General features: G+C 71.8%; 13 protein-coding genes. 9 read left to right on the forward strand and 4 right to left on the reverse strand.

Translation table 11 applies throughout. The features are described from left to right. Window positions 1–34 precede the first annotated feature (34 nt). The 3 genes from IE209_RS01915 to IE209_RS01925 are packed head-to-tail and all read right to left on the reverse strand — an operon-like array spanning window position 35 to window position 2,963. Window positions 35–1,075 (reverse strand): hydroxyacid dehydrogenase, encoded by a 1,041-nt coding sequence (locus IE209_RS01915; RefSeq protein WP_189685329.1) that lies wholly within the window; start codon window positions 1,073–1,075, stop codon window positions 35–37. After that, on the reverse strand, window positions 1,072–1,749 hold the full coding sequence (locus IE209_RS01920) for an RraA family protein (RefSeq protein ID WP_189685330.1): 678 nt from the start codon (window positions 1,747–1,749) through the stop codon (window positions 1,072–1,074). The genes IE209_RS01915 and IE209_RS01920 overlap by 4 nt, the downstream gene beginning before the upstream one ends. Next, window positions 1,746–2,963 carry an alpha-hydroxy acid oxidase gene (locus IE209_RS01925; RefSeq protein WP_189685331.1) on the reverse strand — a complete coding sequence of 406 codons (1,218 nt, stop codon included), beginning with the start codon at window positions 2,961–2,963 and terminating at the stop codon, window positions 1,746–1,748. The genes IE209_RS01920 and IE209_RS01925 overlap by 4 nt, the downstream gene beginning before the upstream one ends. An 84-nt stretch (window positions 2,964–3,047) precedes the next feature. Between IE209_RS01925 and IE209_RS01930 the strand changes: the two genes are divergently transcribed. The 8 genes from IE209_RS01930 to IE209_RS01965 all read left to right on the forward strand — a co-directional run bounded on the left by IE209_RS01930 (window position 3,048) and on the right by IE209_RS01965 (window position 13,563). After that, a complete protein-coding gene (locus tag IE209_RS01930; RefSeq protein ID WP_189685332.1) occupies window positions 3,048–3,950 on the forward strand; it encodes a LysR family transcriptional regulator in 903 nt (300 codons plus the stop codon). A gap of 129 nt (window positions 3,951–4,079) precedes the next feature. After that, a complete protein-coding gene (locus IE209_RS01935; RefSeq protein ID WP_189685489.1) occupies window positions 4,080–5,252 on the forward strand; it encodes an ROK family protein in 1,173 nt (390 codons plus the stop codon). Then, window positions 5,249–6,772 (forward strand): sugar ABC transporter ATP-binding protein, encoded by a 1,524-nt coding sequence (locus IE209_RS01940; protein WP_189685333.1) that lies wholly within the window; start codon window positions 5,249–5,251, stop codon window positions 6,770–6,772. Before IE209_RS01935 ends, IE209_RS01940 begins: the two co-directional genes overlap by 4 nt. Then, on the forward strand, window positions 6,759–7,736 hold the full coding sequence (locus IE209_RS01945; protein WP_189685334.1) for an ABC transporter permease: 978 nt from the start codon (window positions 6,759–6,761) through the stop codon (window positions 7,734–7,736). The genes IE209_RS01940 and IE209_RS01945 overlap by 14 nt, the downstream gene beginning before the upstream one ends. Before the next feature lie 34 nt (window positions 7,737–7,770). Beyond that, the gene (locus tag IE209_RS01950; protein ID WP_189685335.1) at window positions 7,771–8,724 is read left to right on the forward strand and encodes a substrate-binding domain-containing protein; all 954 of its coding nucleotides are present in this window, start codon (window positions 7,771–7,773) and stop codon (window positions 8,722–8,724) included. A 1-nt stretch (window position 8,725) separates the two neighbouring features. Continuing rightward, a complete protein-coding gene (locus tag IE209_RS01955) occupies window positions 8,726–9,781 on the forward strand; it encodes a sugar phosphate isomerase/epimerase family protein (RefSeq protein WP_189685336.1) in 1,056 nt (351 codons plus the stop codon). Further along, the gene (locus IE209_RS01960; RefSeq protein WP_229882649.1) at window positions 9,778–10,923 is read left to right on the forward strand and encodes a Gfo/Idh/MocA family protein; all 1,146 of its coding nucleotides are present in this window, start codon (window positions 9,778–9,780) and stop codon (window positions 10,921–10,923) included. The genes IE209_RS01955 and IE209_RS01960 overlap by 4 nt, the downstream gene beginning before the upstream one ends. A gap of 57 nt (window positions 10,924–10,980) precedes the next feature. Next, window positions 10,981–13,563, forward strand: a complete 2,583-nt coding sequence (locus IE209_RS01965; protein WP_229882650.1) for a hybrid sensor histidine kinase/response regulator — start codon at window positions 10,981–10,983, stop codon at window positions 13,561–13,563. Between the two features lie 3 nt (window positions 13,564–13,566). Here the strand turns inward: IE209_RS01965 and IE209_RS01970 are convergent, their stop codons facing one another. Beyond that, entirely contained in the window at window positions 13,567–14,154 is a 588-nt protein-coding gene (locus tag IE209_RS01970) for a CBS domain-containing protein (RefSeq protein WP_189685337.1), read from the reverse strand. 235 nt (window positions 14,155–14,389) lie between these two features. Between IE209_RS01970 and IE209_RS01975 the strand changes: the two genes are divergently transcribed. Then, window positions 14,390–15,829 (forward strand): alpha/beta hydrolase family protein, encoded by a 1,440-nt coding sequence (locus tag IE209_RS01975; protein WP_189685338.1) that lies wholly within the window; start codon window positions 14,390–14,392, stop codon window positions 15,827–15,829. Window positions 15,830–15,838: the final 9 nt, after the last annotated feature.

The raw sequence follows: 15,838 nt of genomic DNA on the forward strand, positions 1-15,838 counted from the left end.
TCCGTTGGTGGTGCCTCGGCGGGCTGTGGCGAACTCAGCGGCCGAGCGCGGCCGCGATGCGTGCGCTGGCCTGTGGCCAGACTTCGGGATTGACCAGGCGCGCGGGCCGCTGTCCGTCGGCCAGCAACTGCACGATCTGCGTCGCGGCCAGCGTGGCGTTGTTGCGCCGGGCTTCGTGCGTGACGCCGGCGGTGTGGAACGTGGCGACCACGTTGGACAGGCCGAGCAAGGGGTGGTCGGCCGGCGGCGGCTCCTGGTCCCAGACGTCCAGGCCGGCGCCGCCGAGGTGGCCGCTGGCCAGCGCCGCATGCAGCGCGGCCTCGTCGTGGATGCCGCCGCGCGCCGTGCTCACGAAGATGCTGCCGGGGCGCATGGCCGCGAAGGCCCGGGCGTCCAGCATGCCCAGCGTGCTGGCGTCGCGCGGGCAGTGCAGCGAGACGATGTCGGCGCGGCGCAGCAGTTCGTCCAGCGTCACGGCCTCGGCGCCGCGGGCGGCCATCTGCGCGGCGTCCAGCGCCGGATCCACGCCCAGCACCTGCATGCCGAAGGCGCGACCGAGCGCAGCGACGCGGCTGCCGGCATGGCCCACGCCCACGACACCCAGCGTTCGGCCGCGCAGTTCATGGCCCATGAGGTCCTCGCGGCTGAAGCTGCGCCCGGGAGCGTGCAGCAATCGGTCCGACGCGGGGATGCGGCGCAGCACGGACAGCATCAGCCCGATGGCCATCTCGGCCACCGAGTCCGCATTGCCCCCGGCCTGGTTCAGCACCGCCACGCCGGCGCGCGTGCACGCCGCGACGTCCACCGTGTCGTAGCCCGAGCCGCTGGTCGAGACGGCCAGCAGCTGCGGGCAGCGCGCGAGCAGCGGCTCGGTGACGAACCAGTGGCGCGGCAGTTCGTCCTTGGCGGCAGTGGTCTGGAGCACCTGGGCGCTGGCCAGCGCATCCCAGGCCTCGGCATCGGCGCCCTCGCGTTGGCAGGTACGCAGCGCGATGCCGGGCGCGGCCGCGACGATGCGGTCGAAGGCCGGGTCCAGCCAGAAGTCGAAGCGCACGACGCGCTTGGCGCTGCTCACAGCGCGCCCTTCTCGCGCAGCGTGCGCACGACCCAGCTGCGGTCGGCCCGGCCTTCGGCGATCGCCTGCAGCGCCTCGGCCTCGACGCGCTCGATGGCCTCCACGCGCGCGGCGATGTCCTCGGCCTCCTCGGGCGGCACGGCCAGCAGGCCGTCGCCGTCGCCGACGATGATGTCGCCGGGGCGCACCACCATGCCGTCGATGCTGACCGGCACATGCAGCTCGCCCGGGCCGTCCTTGTAGGGCCCGCGGTGCGAGACGCCGCGGGCATAGACCGGCAGGCTGTGCCGGGCGATGGTGTCGCTGTCGCGGATCAGGCCGTCGATCACGATGCCGGCCGCGCCGCGCGCGATCAGCAGGGCCAGCATGATCTCGCCGATGATGGCGTTGGGGCCCACGCCGCCGGCGTCGACCACGAGCACGTCGCCCGGCGCGCAGGTGTCGATGGCGTGGTGCACGAGCAGGTTGTCGCCCGGCCGGGTGCGCACCGTCAGCGCGCGGCCGGCGAAGCCGCCGTCACGCTGGTGGAAAGGGCGCAGCGCCGAGGTGCCCGTGGTGCGGCTCATCGCGTCGCTGATGTTGGCAACCTGGAAGCCCCGGTAGCGCGCGAGCAGCGCGTCGCTCACGGCAACGGCCGGCCGCGCATGGATGTGGAAGCCCTGGATCTTGCTCATGGGTGGTTCTCGGTGGAGGGAAAGTAGTCGGCCGGGTCCGCGACCGGGCGGATGCAGGCGGGGGTGATCTGGTCCAGCCGGGTCAGGCCCAGCATGGCCATGTCGCGCGAGATCTCCTCGCGCAGCAGCGCGATGCCGTGGGCCACGCCGGCCTGGCCGGCGACCGTGGCCGCGTAGTTGAAGGGCCGGCCCACGAACACGCAGCGCGCGCCCAGCGCGAGCGCCTTGACGGCATCCGTGCCGCGGCGCACGCCGCTGTCCAGCATCACGGGCAGGCCGGGCACGGCGCGCACGATGGCGGCCAGCACGCGCAGCGGCGCCACCGCGCCGTCGAGCTGGCGGCCGCCGTGGTTGGAGACGATGAGGCCGTCGGCACCGTGCGCGCGCGCCATCACGGCGTCCTCGGGCGTCAGGACGCCCTTGACCACGAGCTGGCCGGGCCAGCGCTGGCGGATCGCGGCCAGGTGCGGCCAGGCCAGGTGGGCGCGGTCGGAGAAGTCGCGCAGCACGCTGGGCGAGAGGATGGGCGCGCCGCGCGTGGCGTAGTTGTTCTCGAAGTGCGGCATGCCGTGGCGCAGCAGCGTCCTCAAAAACGTGCCCAGCAGCCAGCGCGGGTGGCTGATGCCCTGCCAGGCCAGCGCCAGACTGGGCTTGAGCGGCGTGGAAAAGCCCGCGCGCACGTTGTTCTCGCGGTTGGCCGCCACGGGCGTGTCCACCGTGATGACCAGGGTGCGCACACCGGCCGCCTGCACGCGGTCCAGCAGGCCGTGGATCTGTGCCATCTCGCCCGGCAGGTAGGCCTGGAACCAGGTCTGCGGCGCCGCTGCCATGACCTCTTCCAGCCGGATCAGCGAGGAGCCGCTCATGATGGCGGGCACTTTGGCCTCCTGCGCGGCCCGGGCCAGTACCACGTCGCCGCGGTAGGCCGACAGGGCCGAGATTCCCATGGGCGCGAGGCCGATGGGCGCGGCGTAGCGCTGGCCGAACAGTTCGAAACCCAGGTCCCGCTGGGCCACGTCGGCCAGCACGCGCGGACGGAAGGCCAGGTCGGCGAAGGCCCGGCGGTTCTCGGCCAGCGCGCGGTTGTCTTCCACCGCGCCACTGATGTAGGCGTAGATGGGCCGCGGCAGATGGCGCCGGGCCAGTGGCTCGAAGTCGTCCAGGGAGAGCACCTGGCGGCAGGCCCGGGGCAGGGCGGGGGTGGGAGCGGGCATGGGGCGGCCATGGTGCCCAGGCGGATGTTCAAAGAAAAGCGAAAAAAAGCGGCGCTGTCATTTCGCTTTTTAGAAAATATGGCCATGACGCTCAAGCAACTCGAAGCCTTCTACTGGGCCGCGACCTGCCTCAACTTTTCCGTCGCGGCCGAGCGGGTGCACCTGTCGGTGTCCTCCCTGTCCAAGCGCATCGCCGAGCTCGAGGCCTCGCTGGGCACGCCGCTGTTCGACCGCAGCGGCCGGGCAGCCGAGCTCACGCCGCAGGGCGAGCAGCTGCTGCCGCGCGTGCGCGCGCTGCTGCACGACGCCGCGCAGCTGCAGCAATCGGCCGGCCGCAGCGTGGGCCTGCAGGGGCGCTGCCGCATCGGCTTCGGCGAACTGAGCGGCCTGACCTGGCTGCCCAAGCTCGTGCAGAAGGTGGCCGAGCTGCACCCCGCGCTGCAGCTGGAGCCGTATGCCGACATCGGCCAGGTGCTGGAGCAGCGCATCGTGGACGGCGAACTCGACTGCGTGGTGATCGCCGGGCCCTCGTCGCGCAGCAGCCTGGCCTTCGAACAGGTGGCGCAGGTGCGCTTCGTCTGGGCCGCCAGCGCCGACTTCCTCGCGCGTGCCGGCACCGACGAACCGCAGCGCTTGGTGCGCGAGCAGTTGCTGATCGCGCTGCCCGTGGGCTCGGGCGCCACGCGCACGCTGGACGAATGGCTGGGCCGCCAGGGCCTGGGCATCGAACGGCGCCTGAGTTGCAACAGCTGGGGCGCCGTGGTCGGCATGGTGGCCGAGGGCCTGGGCTTCACCTACATGCCGCAGGGCTGGGCCGAGGCGCTGCAGGCGCGCGGTGTGCTGACCATTCTGTCGGGCGGCGGTGCGCTGGTGCCGCTGACCTACACCGTGCAATGGCGGCGCGACGATGCGCGGCCGCTCATCACCGAGATGCGCGAGATCATCCGCAGCGTGATCGATTTTCCGGCGCCGCGTTGCCTGGTCTGACTTTGGCCTGAATTTGTCTTAACTTGGGTCTTGTGAAGCCAAAGCGGGAGCCCTAGCATGCGCCGCATCGCTGAGAACACCCGGGAGACAAGCGGCGTGACGCCCTGGCAAGCCACCACTGCGGATGAAATGCGCGTGCTCGACGCGGCCTTCTGGTCGCCCGGCAGCTCGCGCCACGCGCTGGCGGCGCCGCTGGGCTTTTCGTCCAGCAAGGGCAAGGCGCTGGTCGCCGGTCTCATCGACCAGGGCCTGCTCGAGGAGGCGGGCACCCAGGCTTCGCAAGGCGGCCGGCCGGCGGAGACGCTGCGGCTGCACCACGGCCTGGGCCTGCTGCTGGGGGTGGACATCGGCGTGACCAGCCTGACCGTGGCCGTGCTGCGGCCCGACCTCAGCTTGCTGGCCCAGCACAGCGAAGACATCGACGTGCGCCGCCAGGGGCCGGGCGTGGTGCTGGCGCGCGCCGCGGCGCTGATGCGCGAACTGCTGGCGCGCAGCGGCGGCCAGGCCGCCCAGGTGCTCTCCATCGGCGTGGGCGTGCCGGGACCGGTCAATTTCGAGGCCGGCCAGCTCGTGAGCCCGCCGCTGATGCCCGACTGGGACCAGTTCTCCATCCGCGACTTCCTGCGCGACGAGTACCGCGCGCCCGTGTTCGTGGACAACGACGTGAACCTCATGGCGCTGGGCGAGCTGTGGCGCCTCAAGCGCGCGCTGCCCAACTTCATCGTGGTCAAGATCGGCACCGGCATCGGCTGCGGCATCGTCTGCCACGGCAGCGTGTACCGCGGCGCCACGGGCTCGGCCGGCGACGTGGGCCACATCAGCGTGGACCCCGAGGGCCCGCGCTGCCATTGCGGCAACCGCGGCTGCGTGGAGGCCATGGCCGCGGGGCCGGCCATCGTGCGCATGGCGCTCGAGGCGGCCGAGGCCGGCGAGAGTCCCCAACTGGCCGCGACGCTGGCCGTGCGCGGCCACCTGGCGGCCGAGGACGTGGGCGCGGCCAGCCGCGCCGGCGATGCCGCGGCCAACCGCATCCTGCAGCATGCCGGCCACCTGGTCGGGCAGATGCTGGCCGCGGTGGTGAACTTCTTCAACCCCTCGCATGTGCTGCTGGGCGGTGGCATCACGCAGGTCGGGCCGCTGTTCCTGGCGGCCGTGCGGCAAAGCGTCTACCAGCGCTCGCTGGCGCTGTCCACGCGCCAGCTGGAGGTGCAGTACGCGCCGCTGGGGGCGCAGGGCGGCGTGGTGGGGGCGGGGGCGCTGGCCATGGCAGAGGCGCTGCGGGCGCGGGGGCTGGCACCATGACGGGCAGCGTCGGCGTCGCGTTCGACGCGATCCGCAAGTCCTTCGGCCCGGTCGAGGTGCTGCACGGCATCTCGTTCAGCCTGCAGCCCGGCCGCGTGGTCGGCCTGCTCGGCGAGAACGGCGCGGGCAAGTCCACGCTCATGAAGATCCTGTCGGGCTACGAGGCGCCCACGTCCGGCACCTTGCGCGTGAACGGCCAGGCCTGCATGTTCCAGGGCCCGCGTGACGCCGAGGCGCTGGGCATCGTGCTGATCCACCAGGAGTTCAATCTGGCGGACGACCTCACGGTGGCGCAGAACATCTTCCTGGGCCACGAGAAGAAGCGCGGGCTGTTCCTCGACGACGCCGCGATGGCGCGCGAGACCGCTGCCGCGCTGGCCCAGGTCGGCCTCACGGTGCCCCCGGACCGGCGCGTGCGGGACCTGATCGTGGCCGAGAAGCAGCTCGTGGAAATCGCCAAGGCCGTGGCGCGTCGTGCGCGGCTGCTCATCATGGACGAGCCCACGGCCACGCTGACGGCGGCCGAGACCGAGCGCCTGTTCGCGCTCATCGCGCAGCTGCGCGCGGACGGCGTGACCGTGGTCTACATCTCGCACAAGCTCGACGAGGTCGAGCGCGTGACCGACGAGGTGGTCGTGATGCGCGACGGCCAGTTCGTCGCGCAGCAGCCCACGCAGGGCCTCACGCGCCAGGCCATGGCCCAGCTGATGGTCGGCCGCGAGATCGCCGACCTGTACCCGGTGCGCGACGCGCGGCCGACCGAGGGTCCGCTGGCGCTGCGCGTCGAGGATTTCAGCGTGCCGGGCTGGGCCGAGGGCTGGAGCTTCGCGGTCCGCCCCGGCGAGATCCTGGGCTTCGCGGGCCTGGTCGGCGCCGGCCGCACCGAACTGTTCGAAGGCCTGCTGGGCCTGCGCCCCGCGCGCGGCAAGGTCTGGCTGCACGGCCAGGCGCTGGCGGGCGAGGGCGGCTTCAGGAATCCGCGCGCCGCGGCCGATGCGGGCCTCACCTACCTCAGCGAGGACCGCAAGGGCCGTGGCCTGCACGTGCAGATGGGCCTGCGCGAGAACCTCACGCTGATGGCGCTGCAGCGCTACGCCAGGCCCTGGCTCGACCCGTCGGCCGAGCGCCGCGCGCTGGAACAGGCGCAGCGCGACTTCGGCATCCGCACCGGCTCGCTGGACGTGCCGGCCTCGGCGCTGTCGGGCGGCAACCAGCAAAAGCTCGCACTCGCGCGCGTGCTGCACCCGGACCCGCGCATCGTCGTGCTGGACGAGCCCACGCGCGGCGTGGACGTGGGCGCCAAGCGCGAGATCTACGAGCTCGTGCAGCGTCTGGCACGCCAGGGCCTGGCCGTGCTCGTGGTCTCGTCCGAACTCATGGAACTGATCGGCCTGGCGCACCGCGTGGCCGTGGTGCGTGCGGGCCGGCTCGTCGCCACCCTGGACGCCGACGGCCTGACCGAAGAAACCCTGATCGCCCACGCCACCGGCGTGGTGGAGCCACCGCATGTCCCAGCCTGAACCTTCCAAGTCCCCACGCAAGCTGCACGGCTGGGGCCCGGTGCTCGGCCTGGTGCTGCTGTGCATCGCGGGCACGCTGCTCAACAGCGACTTCGCGACCGTGGACAACGCGATGAACCTCCTCACGCGCACGGCCTTCATCGGCATCATCGCCGTGGGCATGTGCTTCGTGATCATCTCGGGCGGCATCGACCTCTCGGTGGGCTCCATGGCCGCGTTGATCGCGGGCTGCGTGATCCTGTTCATCAATGCCATGGGGCCGCTCACGGGCTCGCCGCTGCTGGCCGTGGTGCTGGGCGCTCTGCTGGCCATCGTGCTGGGCGCGGCCTTCGGCCTCGCGCACGGGCTGCTCATCACCAAGGGCCGCATCGAGCCCTTCATCGTGACGCTGGGCACGCTGGGCATCTTCCGCGCCTACCTGACCTGGGCCGCGGACGGTGGCGCGATCACGCTGGACAACGATCTGTCGGACCTCTACGCGCCGGTCTACTACGGCAGCCTGCTGGGCATTCCGGTGCCGGTCTGGGTGTTCCTGCTGGTGGCACTGGCCGGCGGCGTGGTGCTGAACCGCACGGCCTACGGCCGCTACGTGCAGGCCATCGGCTCCAACGAGCAGGTCGCGCGCTACGCGGCCGTGGCCGTGGACCGCGTGAAGATCCAGACCTACATGCTGCTGGGCATCTGCGTGGGCATCGCCACCTTGCTCTACGTGCCACGGCTGGGCTCGGCCTCGCCGACCACGGGCCTGCTCTGGGAGCTGGAGGCCATCGCCGCCGTGATCGTGGGCGGCACCGCCCTCAAGGGCGGCGCGGGCAGCATCACGGGCACGGTGGTCGGTGCCGTGCTGCTCTCGGTCATCAGCAACATCCTGAACCTCACCAGCATCATCAGCGTGTACCTCAACGCGGCGGTGCAGGGTTTCGTGATCATCGTCGTCGCGTTCCTGCAGCGCGGAAAGCGGTGAGTTTTGTGCCTTCAACCAACCAGGAGACTTCCGCATGATTTCCAGACGCCTCGCCCTCACGGCCATCGCCGCCGCCAGCCTCGCCCTGCCTGCCATCGCGGCCGAGCCGGTGCACCTGGGTGTGTCCATCCCGGCCGCCACGCACAGCTTCATGGGCGGCATCAACTACTGGGCCAACCAGGCCAAGAAAGACCTGGAGAAGCAGCACAAGGACCTCAAGATCACGATCCGCACAGCAGCGAATGCGCCGGAGCAGGCCAACCAGCTGCAGGACCTGTCCTCCGTCTCCAAGATCAATGCGCTGGTGGTGTTCCCGTTCGAGTCGGCCGCGCTGACCAAGCCCGTGGCCCAGGTCAAGGCCAAGGGTGCCTACGTCACGGTGGTCGACCGCGGCCTCACCGACACCAGCGCGCAGGACGCCTACGTGGCTGGCGACAACACCGCCTTCGGCAGGATCCCGGCCGAGTACATCGCCAAGAAGCTGGGCGGCAAGGGCAACGTGGTCGCGCTGCGCGGCATCGCGACCACGCTGGACAACGAGCGCATGGACGCCTTCAACGCCGTGCTCAAGAACCACCCCGACATCAAGCTGCTGGACGCCAAGTACGCCAACTGGAACCGCGACGACGCCTTCAAGGTCACGCAGGACTACCTCACGCGCTTCAAGCAGATCGATGCGGTCTGGGCCGCCGACGACGACATGGCGGTCGGCGTGCTCAAGGCCATCGACCAGGCCAAGCGCGACGACATCAAGATCGTCTTCGGCGGCGCCGGCGCCAAGGGCATGGTCAAGACCATCCTGGACGGCAAGGACAAGCGCATCGACGCCGACGTGAGCTACTCGCCCAAGTTCATCTACGACGCGATCAAGCTCACGGCGGAGGCGCGGCTGAAGGGTACGACGCTGCCGGCGACGACCATCATTCCCTCGGTGCTGATCACGAAGGACAACGCCAAGGACTTCTACCACCCGGACAGCCCCTTCTGACATGCGCACGCTGAAAGGTCCCGCCATCTTCCTCGCCCAGTTCCTGGGCGACGCGCCGCCGTTCGACACGCTGGATCACCTGGGCGCCTGGGCGAAAAGCCTGGGCTACGAGGGCGTGCAGCTGCCGACGGCGCCGCACATCGTCGACCTGGAGAAGGCGGCGCGCAGCCAGACCTATTGCGACGAAGTCGCAGGGACCTTGAAGGCGCACGGCCTGGCGATCACCGAGCTGTCCACGCACCTGCAGGGGCAACTCGTCGCCGTGCATCCGGCCTACGACGCGCTGTTCGACGGCTTCGCGCCCGAGGCCGTGCGCGGCACGCCGGCCGCGCGCACCGATTGGGCCATCGCCCAGATGCAGCTGGCCGCGCAGGCCAGCGAGCGCCTGGGCCTCACGGCCACGGCCACCTTCTCCGGCGCGCTGGCCTGGCCCTACCTCTACCCCTGGCCGCAGCGGCCGGCCGGGCTCGTGGAGGAGGCATTCGCCGAACTCGCGCGGCGCTGGCGGCCCATCCTGGACCAGCTCGACGCGCACGGCGTGGACGCGGCCTTCGAGCTGCACCCCGGCGAGGACCTGCACGACGGCGTGAGCTTCGAGCGCTTTCTCGCAGCGGTGGGCGAGCACCCGCGCGCGAACATCCTGTACGACCCCAGCCACTTCGTGCTGCAGCAGCTCGACTACCTGGCCTTCATCGACATCTACCACGCGCGCATCAAGGCCTTCCACGTCAAGGATGCCGAGTTCAGGCCGACGGGCAGGCAGGGCGTCTACGGCGGCTACAGCGGCTGGGTCGACCGTGCCGGGCGCTTTCGCTCGCTGGGCGACGGGCAGGTGGACTTTGGCGCGATCTTCTCCAAGCTCGCGCAACACGACTTCGCGGGCTGGGCCGTGCTGGAGTGGGAGTGCGCGCTCAAGCACCCGGAAGACGGCGCACGCGAGGGCGCGGAGTTCATCCGCCGCCACATCATCCGCGTGGCCGACCGGGCCTTCGACGACTTCGCCGGCAGCGGCGTGGACCGTGCCGCCGTGCGCGGCCTGATGGGGCTGGATCAATGAGCCGAAGGCTGCGACTGGCCATGCTGGGCGGCGGCGAGGGCGCTTTCATCGGCGCCGTGCACCGCATCGCCGCGCGGCTGGACGATTGCTATGAACTGGTGGCCGCAGCGCTCTCGTCCGACCCGGCGCGCGCGGCCGCCAGCGCCGCCGCGATCCACCTGCCGGCGGACCGCAGCTACGCCGACTGGCGCGAACTCCTCCGCGCCGAGGCCGCACGCCCCGATGGCGCCGAGGTCGTGGCCATCGTCACGCCCAACCACCTGCACGCGCCCATGGCCACGGCCGCGCTGCAGGCGGGCCTGCACGTGGTCTGCGACAAGCCGCTCGCGGTCTCGCTGGCCGAGGGGGAAGAACTTGCGCGCCTGGCGCGCCAGCACGGCCGCGTGTTCGCGCTGGCCCATGCCTACGCGGCCTACCCCATGGTGCGCCATGCACGCCACCTGGTCGCCAGTGGCGCGCTGGGCACCATCCGCCTGGTGCAGGCCGAATACCAGCAGGACTGGCTCACGCGCGCCGAGGAGCAGGCCGGCAACAAGCAGGCCGCCTGGCGCAACGATCCCGCGCAGGCCGGCCCGGCCGGCTGCCTGGGCGACATCGGCACGCACGCCTTTCAGCTGGCCTGCTTCGTGACCGGCATGGTGCCCGAGCAGCTCAGCGCCGAGCTGACCAGCTTCGTGCCGGGCCGCGTGCTCGACGACCACGTGCAGATGATGCTGCGCTATGCCAACGGCGCGCGCGGCCTGCTGTGGGCCAGCCAGGTCGCGGCGGGCTGCGAGAACGCGCTGCGGCTGCGCGTGTTCGGCACCGAGGCGTCCATCGCCTTCGACCAGGAGCAGCCGAACGAACTGTGGTTCACGCCGCTGGGTGGCGCGGCCCAGCGGCTCACGCGCGGCCGCGTGGACAGCGCCGCCGCCCGCCAGGCCACGCGCGTGCCGGCCGGCCATCCCGAGGGCTACCTGGAGGCCTTCGCCCAGGTCTACCGCGATGCGGCCGAACTGATCCGCGCGCAGGCCGAAGGCCGCCCGGCCGACGCGCAGGCGCTGCAGGTTGCGACCGTGGAGGACGGCGTGGCCGGCCACCGTTTCATCGAGGCCGTGCTGCGCAGCAGCGCGGCCGACGGACGCTGGGTGCCGCTGGGCTGAAGCCGGGCATCGGGGCGCGGGACTACACTGCGCGCGCCGCACTCTGCGGGGAGGCCCATGACCCGAACTCGCGCGACGCCCGACCGCCGCCAGCCAGGCGCCGGCCATGCGCAGATGCTGGATGAACTGTTCGAGCTGACCAAGCGGGTCGCCGATCCGGCCGAGGTGATGCGCCTGACGGCACGCCTGCTGGGGCAGCACCTGGGCGCCAGCCGCTGCGCCTACGCCCATGTCGATGCCGACCAGGACCACTTCGACCTGTTCGGCGACTACAACGACGGCGTGCCGAGCATCGTCGGGCGGTATGCCTTCTCCGATTTCGGCCCGGTGGTGCGCGACCTCATGCGGGCCGATCTTCCCTACATCAACCACGACGTGGACAGCGACCCGCGCACGGCGGGCAGCGACCTGTCGGCCTACCGCGCCACGCGCATCCAGGCCGTGATCTGCGTGCCGCTGCACCGCGACGGCCGCTTCGTGGCCGGCATGGCCGTGCACCAGGACCGGCCGCGCGTCTGGCAGGACGACGAGATCGCGCTGGTGGTCAACGTGGTGGCGCGCTGCTGGGAGTCGCTGGAACGGCTGCGCACCGAGCGCGCCTTGCGCGACGCCCACCAGCGCCTGAGCCTGGCCCTGGCGGCCGGCGAGCTGGGCGACTGGAGCTGGGACGCCAGCACCGACCACATGACCCTCAGCGACGCGGCCGCACGCCTGTACGGCCTGGAGCCAGGCAGCAGCTGGACCCGCAGCGCCATGCGCCGGCTGTTGCACCGCGACGACCGCGAGCCCGCACGGCTGGCCGCCGCCCATGCGGCCACGCAGGGCGGGCTGTACGACATCGAGTACCGCGTGCCGCGGCCCGAGGGCCTGCGTTGGGTGTCCGTGCAGGGAAAGCCCACCTATGGCGCCGAGGGCCAACTGGTCGGCATGATCGGCGTGGTGCGTGACGTCACGGCGCGGCGCCTGGCCGAGGAGCGCGCCCGCAACGAGGCGCAGACGCTGGAACTGCTGAACCAGACCGGCGCCGCGCTGGCCGGCGAGCTGGAACTCGATGCGCTGCTGCAGCGCGTCACCGACGCCGCCACGCAGCTCACGGGCGCGCGCTTCGGAGCCTTTTTCTACAACGGCGTGGACGACCAGGGCGAGGCCTACCTGCTCTACGCGCTGTCGGGCGCGCCGCGCGAGGCCTTCGAGCAGCTCGGCCATCCGCGGCCGACCACCTTGTTCGGTCCGACCTTCCGCGGCGGCCCGCCGATCCGCTGCGACGACATCCTGGCCGACCCCCGCTACGGCCAATGGGGTCCGCACCACGGTATGCCGGCGGGCCACCTGCCGGTGCGCAGCTACCTGGCCGTGGCCGTCACCTCGCGCACCGGCCAGGTGTTCGGCGGCCTGTTCTTCGGCCATCCGGAGCCGGGCCGCTTCGACGCGCGCGCCGAGCGGCTGGCCGTGGGCGTTGCCGGGCAGGCCGGCATCGCCATCGACAACGCGCGGCTGTACGCGGACGTGCAGCGCGCCAGCGCGCTCAAAGACGAGTTCCTGGCCACGCTCTCGCACGAACTGCGCACGCCGCTGTCGGCCATCCTGGGCTGGGTGCACATCCTGCGCCGGCGCTACCCCGACGCGGCGGGCGACCTGGCCAAGGGCATCGCGGTGATCGAGCGCAATGCGCGCGCGCAAAGCCAGCTCGTGGACGACCTGCTGGACATGAGCCGCATCGTCTCGGGCAAGCTGCAGCTGGACCTGCAGCCGGTGGCGCCGCAGGGCTGCATCGAGGCCGCCATCGAGACCGTGCGGCCGGCGGCCGAGGCTGCCGGCGTGCGCATCGAGACCCGGCTCGACCCGGCGGCCGGCGTGGTGTCGGCCGACGCGGTGCGGCTGCAGCAGGTGGTCTGGAACCTGTTGGCCAACGCGGTCAAGTTCACGCCGCGTGGCGGCCTGGTCTCGGTGGAACTGGCGACCGAGGGCGAGGCGCTGCGCATCGTGGTGCAGGACAGCGGCATCGGCATCGCGCCCGCGTTCCTGCCGCACATCTTCGACCGCTTCCGCCAGGCCGACGGTTCCATCACACGGCGCTTCGGCGGGCTGGGGCTGGGCCTGGCCATCGTGCGCCAGCTCGTGGAACTGCACGGCGGCAGCGTGCAAGCCAGCAGCGCCGGCGAGGGGCAGGGCAGCGCGTTCACGGTGCGCCTGCCGCGGCCGGCGGCCGGCCCGCCGCCGGCGCTGCAGGCCTTCGTGCCCTTGCCACCGGCCAGCACCGAACTGGCCGGCCTGTGCGTGCTGGTGGTGGACGACGAGGCCGACGCGCGCGAGCTGCTGCAGCGCATGCTGGCCGATGCCGGCGCCCGGGTGCTGGTGGCCGACGGTGCCGAGTCCGTGCTGCAGGCCGTCGTGCGCGCGCGGCCGCAGGTGCTGGTGTCCGACATCGGCATGCCGCTGGTGGACGGCTACGAACTGCTGCGCCGCGTGCGGGCGCTGGGGCCGGCCCAGGGTGGCGACCTGCCGGCCATCGCGCTGACGGCTTTCGCGCGCGCGGAGGACCGCGTGCGTGCGCTCAAGGCCGGCTTTCGCGCCCATGTGGCCAAGCCCGTGGAGCCGGCCGAGTTGGTGGCCACCATCGCCAGCGCCGCCGGGCGCTGAAGCTCAGGCGCCCAGCGCGGCCTCGATTTGTGCAAAGGTCTGGGCGCGCTCGTAGGTCTCCACGGGCGCGCCGAGCTGGCGCTCGATCTGCGTGGCCGAGAACATGCCGCGGATGGACAGGGGCTGGTCGGGCAGCTGCTCGCTGACCAGCAGGTGCTGGCGGCCTGCGCGCTGCAGCGTGGCCACCAGGTCGCCGACATTGGCATGCCGCACGTCGGCCAGGCGCAGCACCTGCAGGCTGGACAGCGGGTGCATGAGGTCGGCCACGCTGAGGTCGGCCACCGTGCCCTGGCCCAGGTGGCGCAGCTGCATCGGGCGCTCGCCCAGCGTGTCCTGGGTGCTGATGATGCCCAGCAGGTGCTCGCGCTCGGTCACGAACAGCAGGCGCACGCCATACGTGATCATGGCCTCGTTGGCCGCGAACAGCGTGGCCTCGGGCGCGATGCCGACGGGTTGCGTCTGCGTGAAGTCGGTCATGACCTCGAGCGCCGGGGACTCCAGCGTGACCGGTTTGCCCGGTGCCGGCCGCGCCAGCAGCGCGCGCGCCGCAAGAGGGTGGGTGCCGAGGGGCTTGAAGCTCATGCCGGTCATGGTGCGGTCCTTTGCAAGGCGGGTGGAGCGTGCCAGCGCCCTCTGGTGCAGCGGGCCCGCTCCGTCGGCCCGCGCGCCTTGTGGTGGGATGTGGCGCTGCCGGACCAGTATGCGACGCGCGGCTGGCAAGCGTCAAACCACGCGTCTCGGCGTTTTCGCTGACACGCGGGAGGCGGCCGCAGGCGTAGGCTGCGCCGGCGCATTCCGCGCCAACGACATGACGAGGAGACACCCGATGCAATCCATGCGACCCCTGTTCCTGAGCCTGCTCGCAGCGGCCACCCTGGCCGCCTGCGGTGGTGGCGACGACGACAACACCCCCGAGGACACCCGCCCGCAGGACAGCCGCAACAGCTTCGTGCCGGCCGAGCCCAATGCCACGACCTTTCCGGCCCTGGCGGCGGCGCCCAGCGACACGGTGGACCCCGGAACAACCAGCCGCTGGGCCGGCGTGCTGGGCGGCGCAGCCTACCGCATCGAGGTGCCGCAGAACTGGAACGGGCGGTTGGTCATGTACGCCCATGGCTACGCGGGCACAGGCAACACGTTGGGCGTGAGCAACCCCTCCATCCGCCGCTACCTGATCCAGCAGGGCTACGCCTGGGCCGCCTCCAGCTACAGCAAGAACTATTACGACGTGCGCGCCGGCGTGGAGGACACCAACGCGCTGGCGCTGGCGTTCAACAGCATCGCCACCGCGCGCGGGCGCACACTCTCGCCGCCGCAGCGCAGCTACATCATCGGCCACTCCATGGGCGGACACATCACGGCCGCCGCCATCGAGGCCGAGGCGCAGTCCACCGCCAACAACCGCTACCGCTACCACGGTGCGGTGCCGATGTGCGGCGTGCTCGGCGACACCGAGCTGTTCGACTACTTCACCGCGGCGCAGGTCACGGCCCAGGCGCTGGCCGGCGTGCCGCAGCAGCCGGTGGCGCAGTGGGCGGCGGTCTCGGCACAGGTCACGTCCGCACTGTTCACCAATTTCCCCTCGGCACCGACGGCACTGGGCCAGAGCTACCTGTCGGTGATCCAGAACCTGACCGGCGGGCCGCGGCCGCTGTTCGGGCTCGGCGTGGCGGTGGGCGGCTCCTTCGCGCCCGTGTGGGGCGTGTTCGGCAGCGACGGCACGGTCAACGGCATCCTCAATGCCAACGTGACGGACACCACCCGGTTCACCTACGTGATCGACGGCAACCCGACGGCCAGCGCGGCGCTCAACGCCCAGGCGCAGAAGGTGACGGCGACGCCAGACGCCAACCGGCTGCGGCGCGACGGGCTGCGCTGGATTCCGAAGACCAACGGCGAGATCGGCATTCCGGTGGTGACGCTGCACACGCTGGGAGATCTGTACGTGCCGTTCAGCATGGAGCAGATCTACCAGCGCCGCGTGGCGGCCAAGGGCAACAGCGCCTGGCTGGTGCAGCGCGCGATCCGCGGCGCCTCGCACTGCGACTTCACCGTGGCCGAGCAGGTCGAGGCCTTCGAGGCCATGGTGCAGTGGGAGCAGGGCGGTGCCAGGCCGGGCGGCGACGACGTGGTCACCGCCACCACCGTGGCGGCGCCGACCTACGGCTGCACCTACACGCGCGACACGCTGGGGCCGGACGACAGCAGCACCACGGCGCAGCTGCGTGCCGCGATCGCGCAGAGCGGTGCCAGCTGCACGCCGTAGGCGCGGTCG

Source organism: Pseudorhodoferax aquiterrae (assembly GCF_014652235.1).
GTDB lineage: Bacteria > Pseudomonadota > Gammaproteobacteria > Burkholderiales > Burkholderiaceae_C > Pseudorhodoferax > Pseudorhodoferax aquiterrae.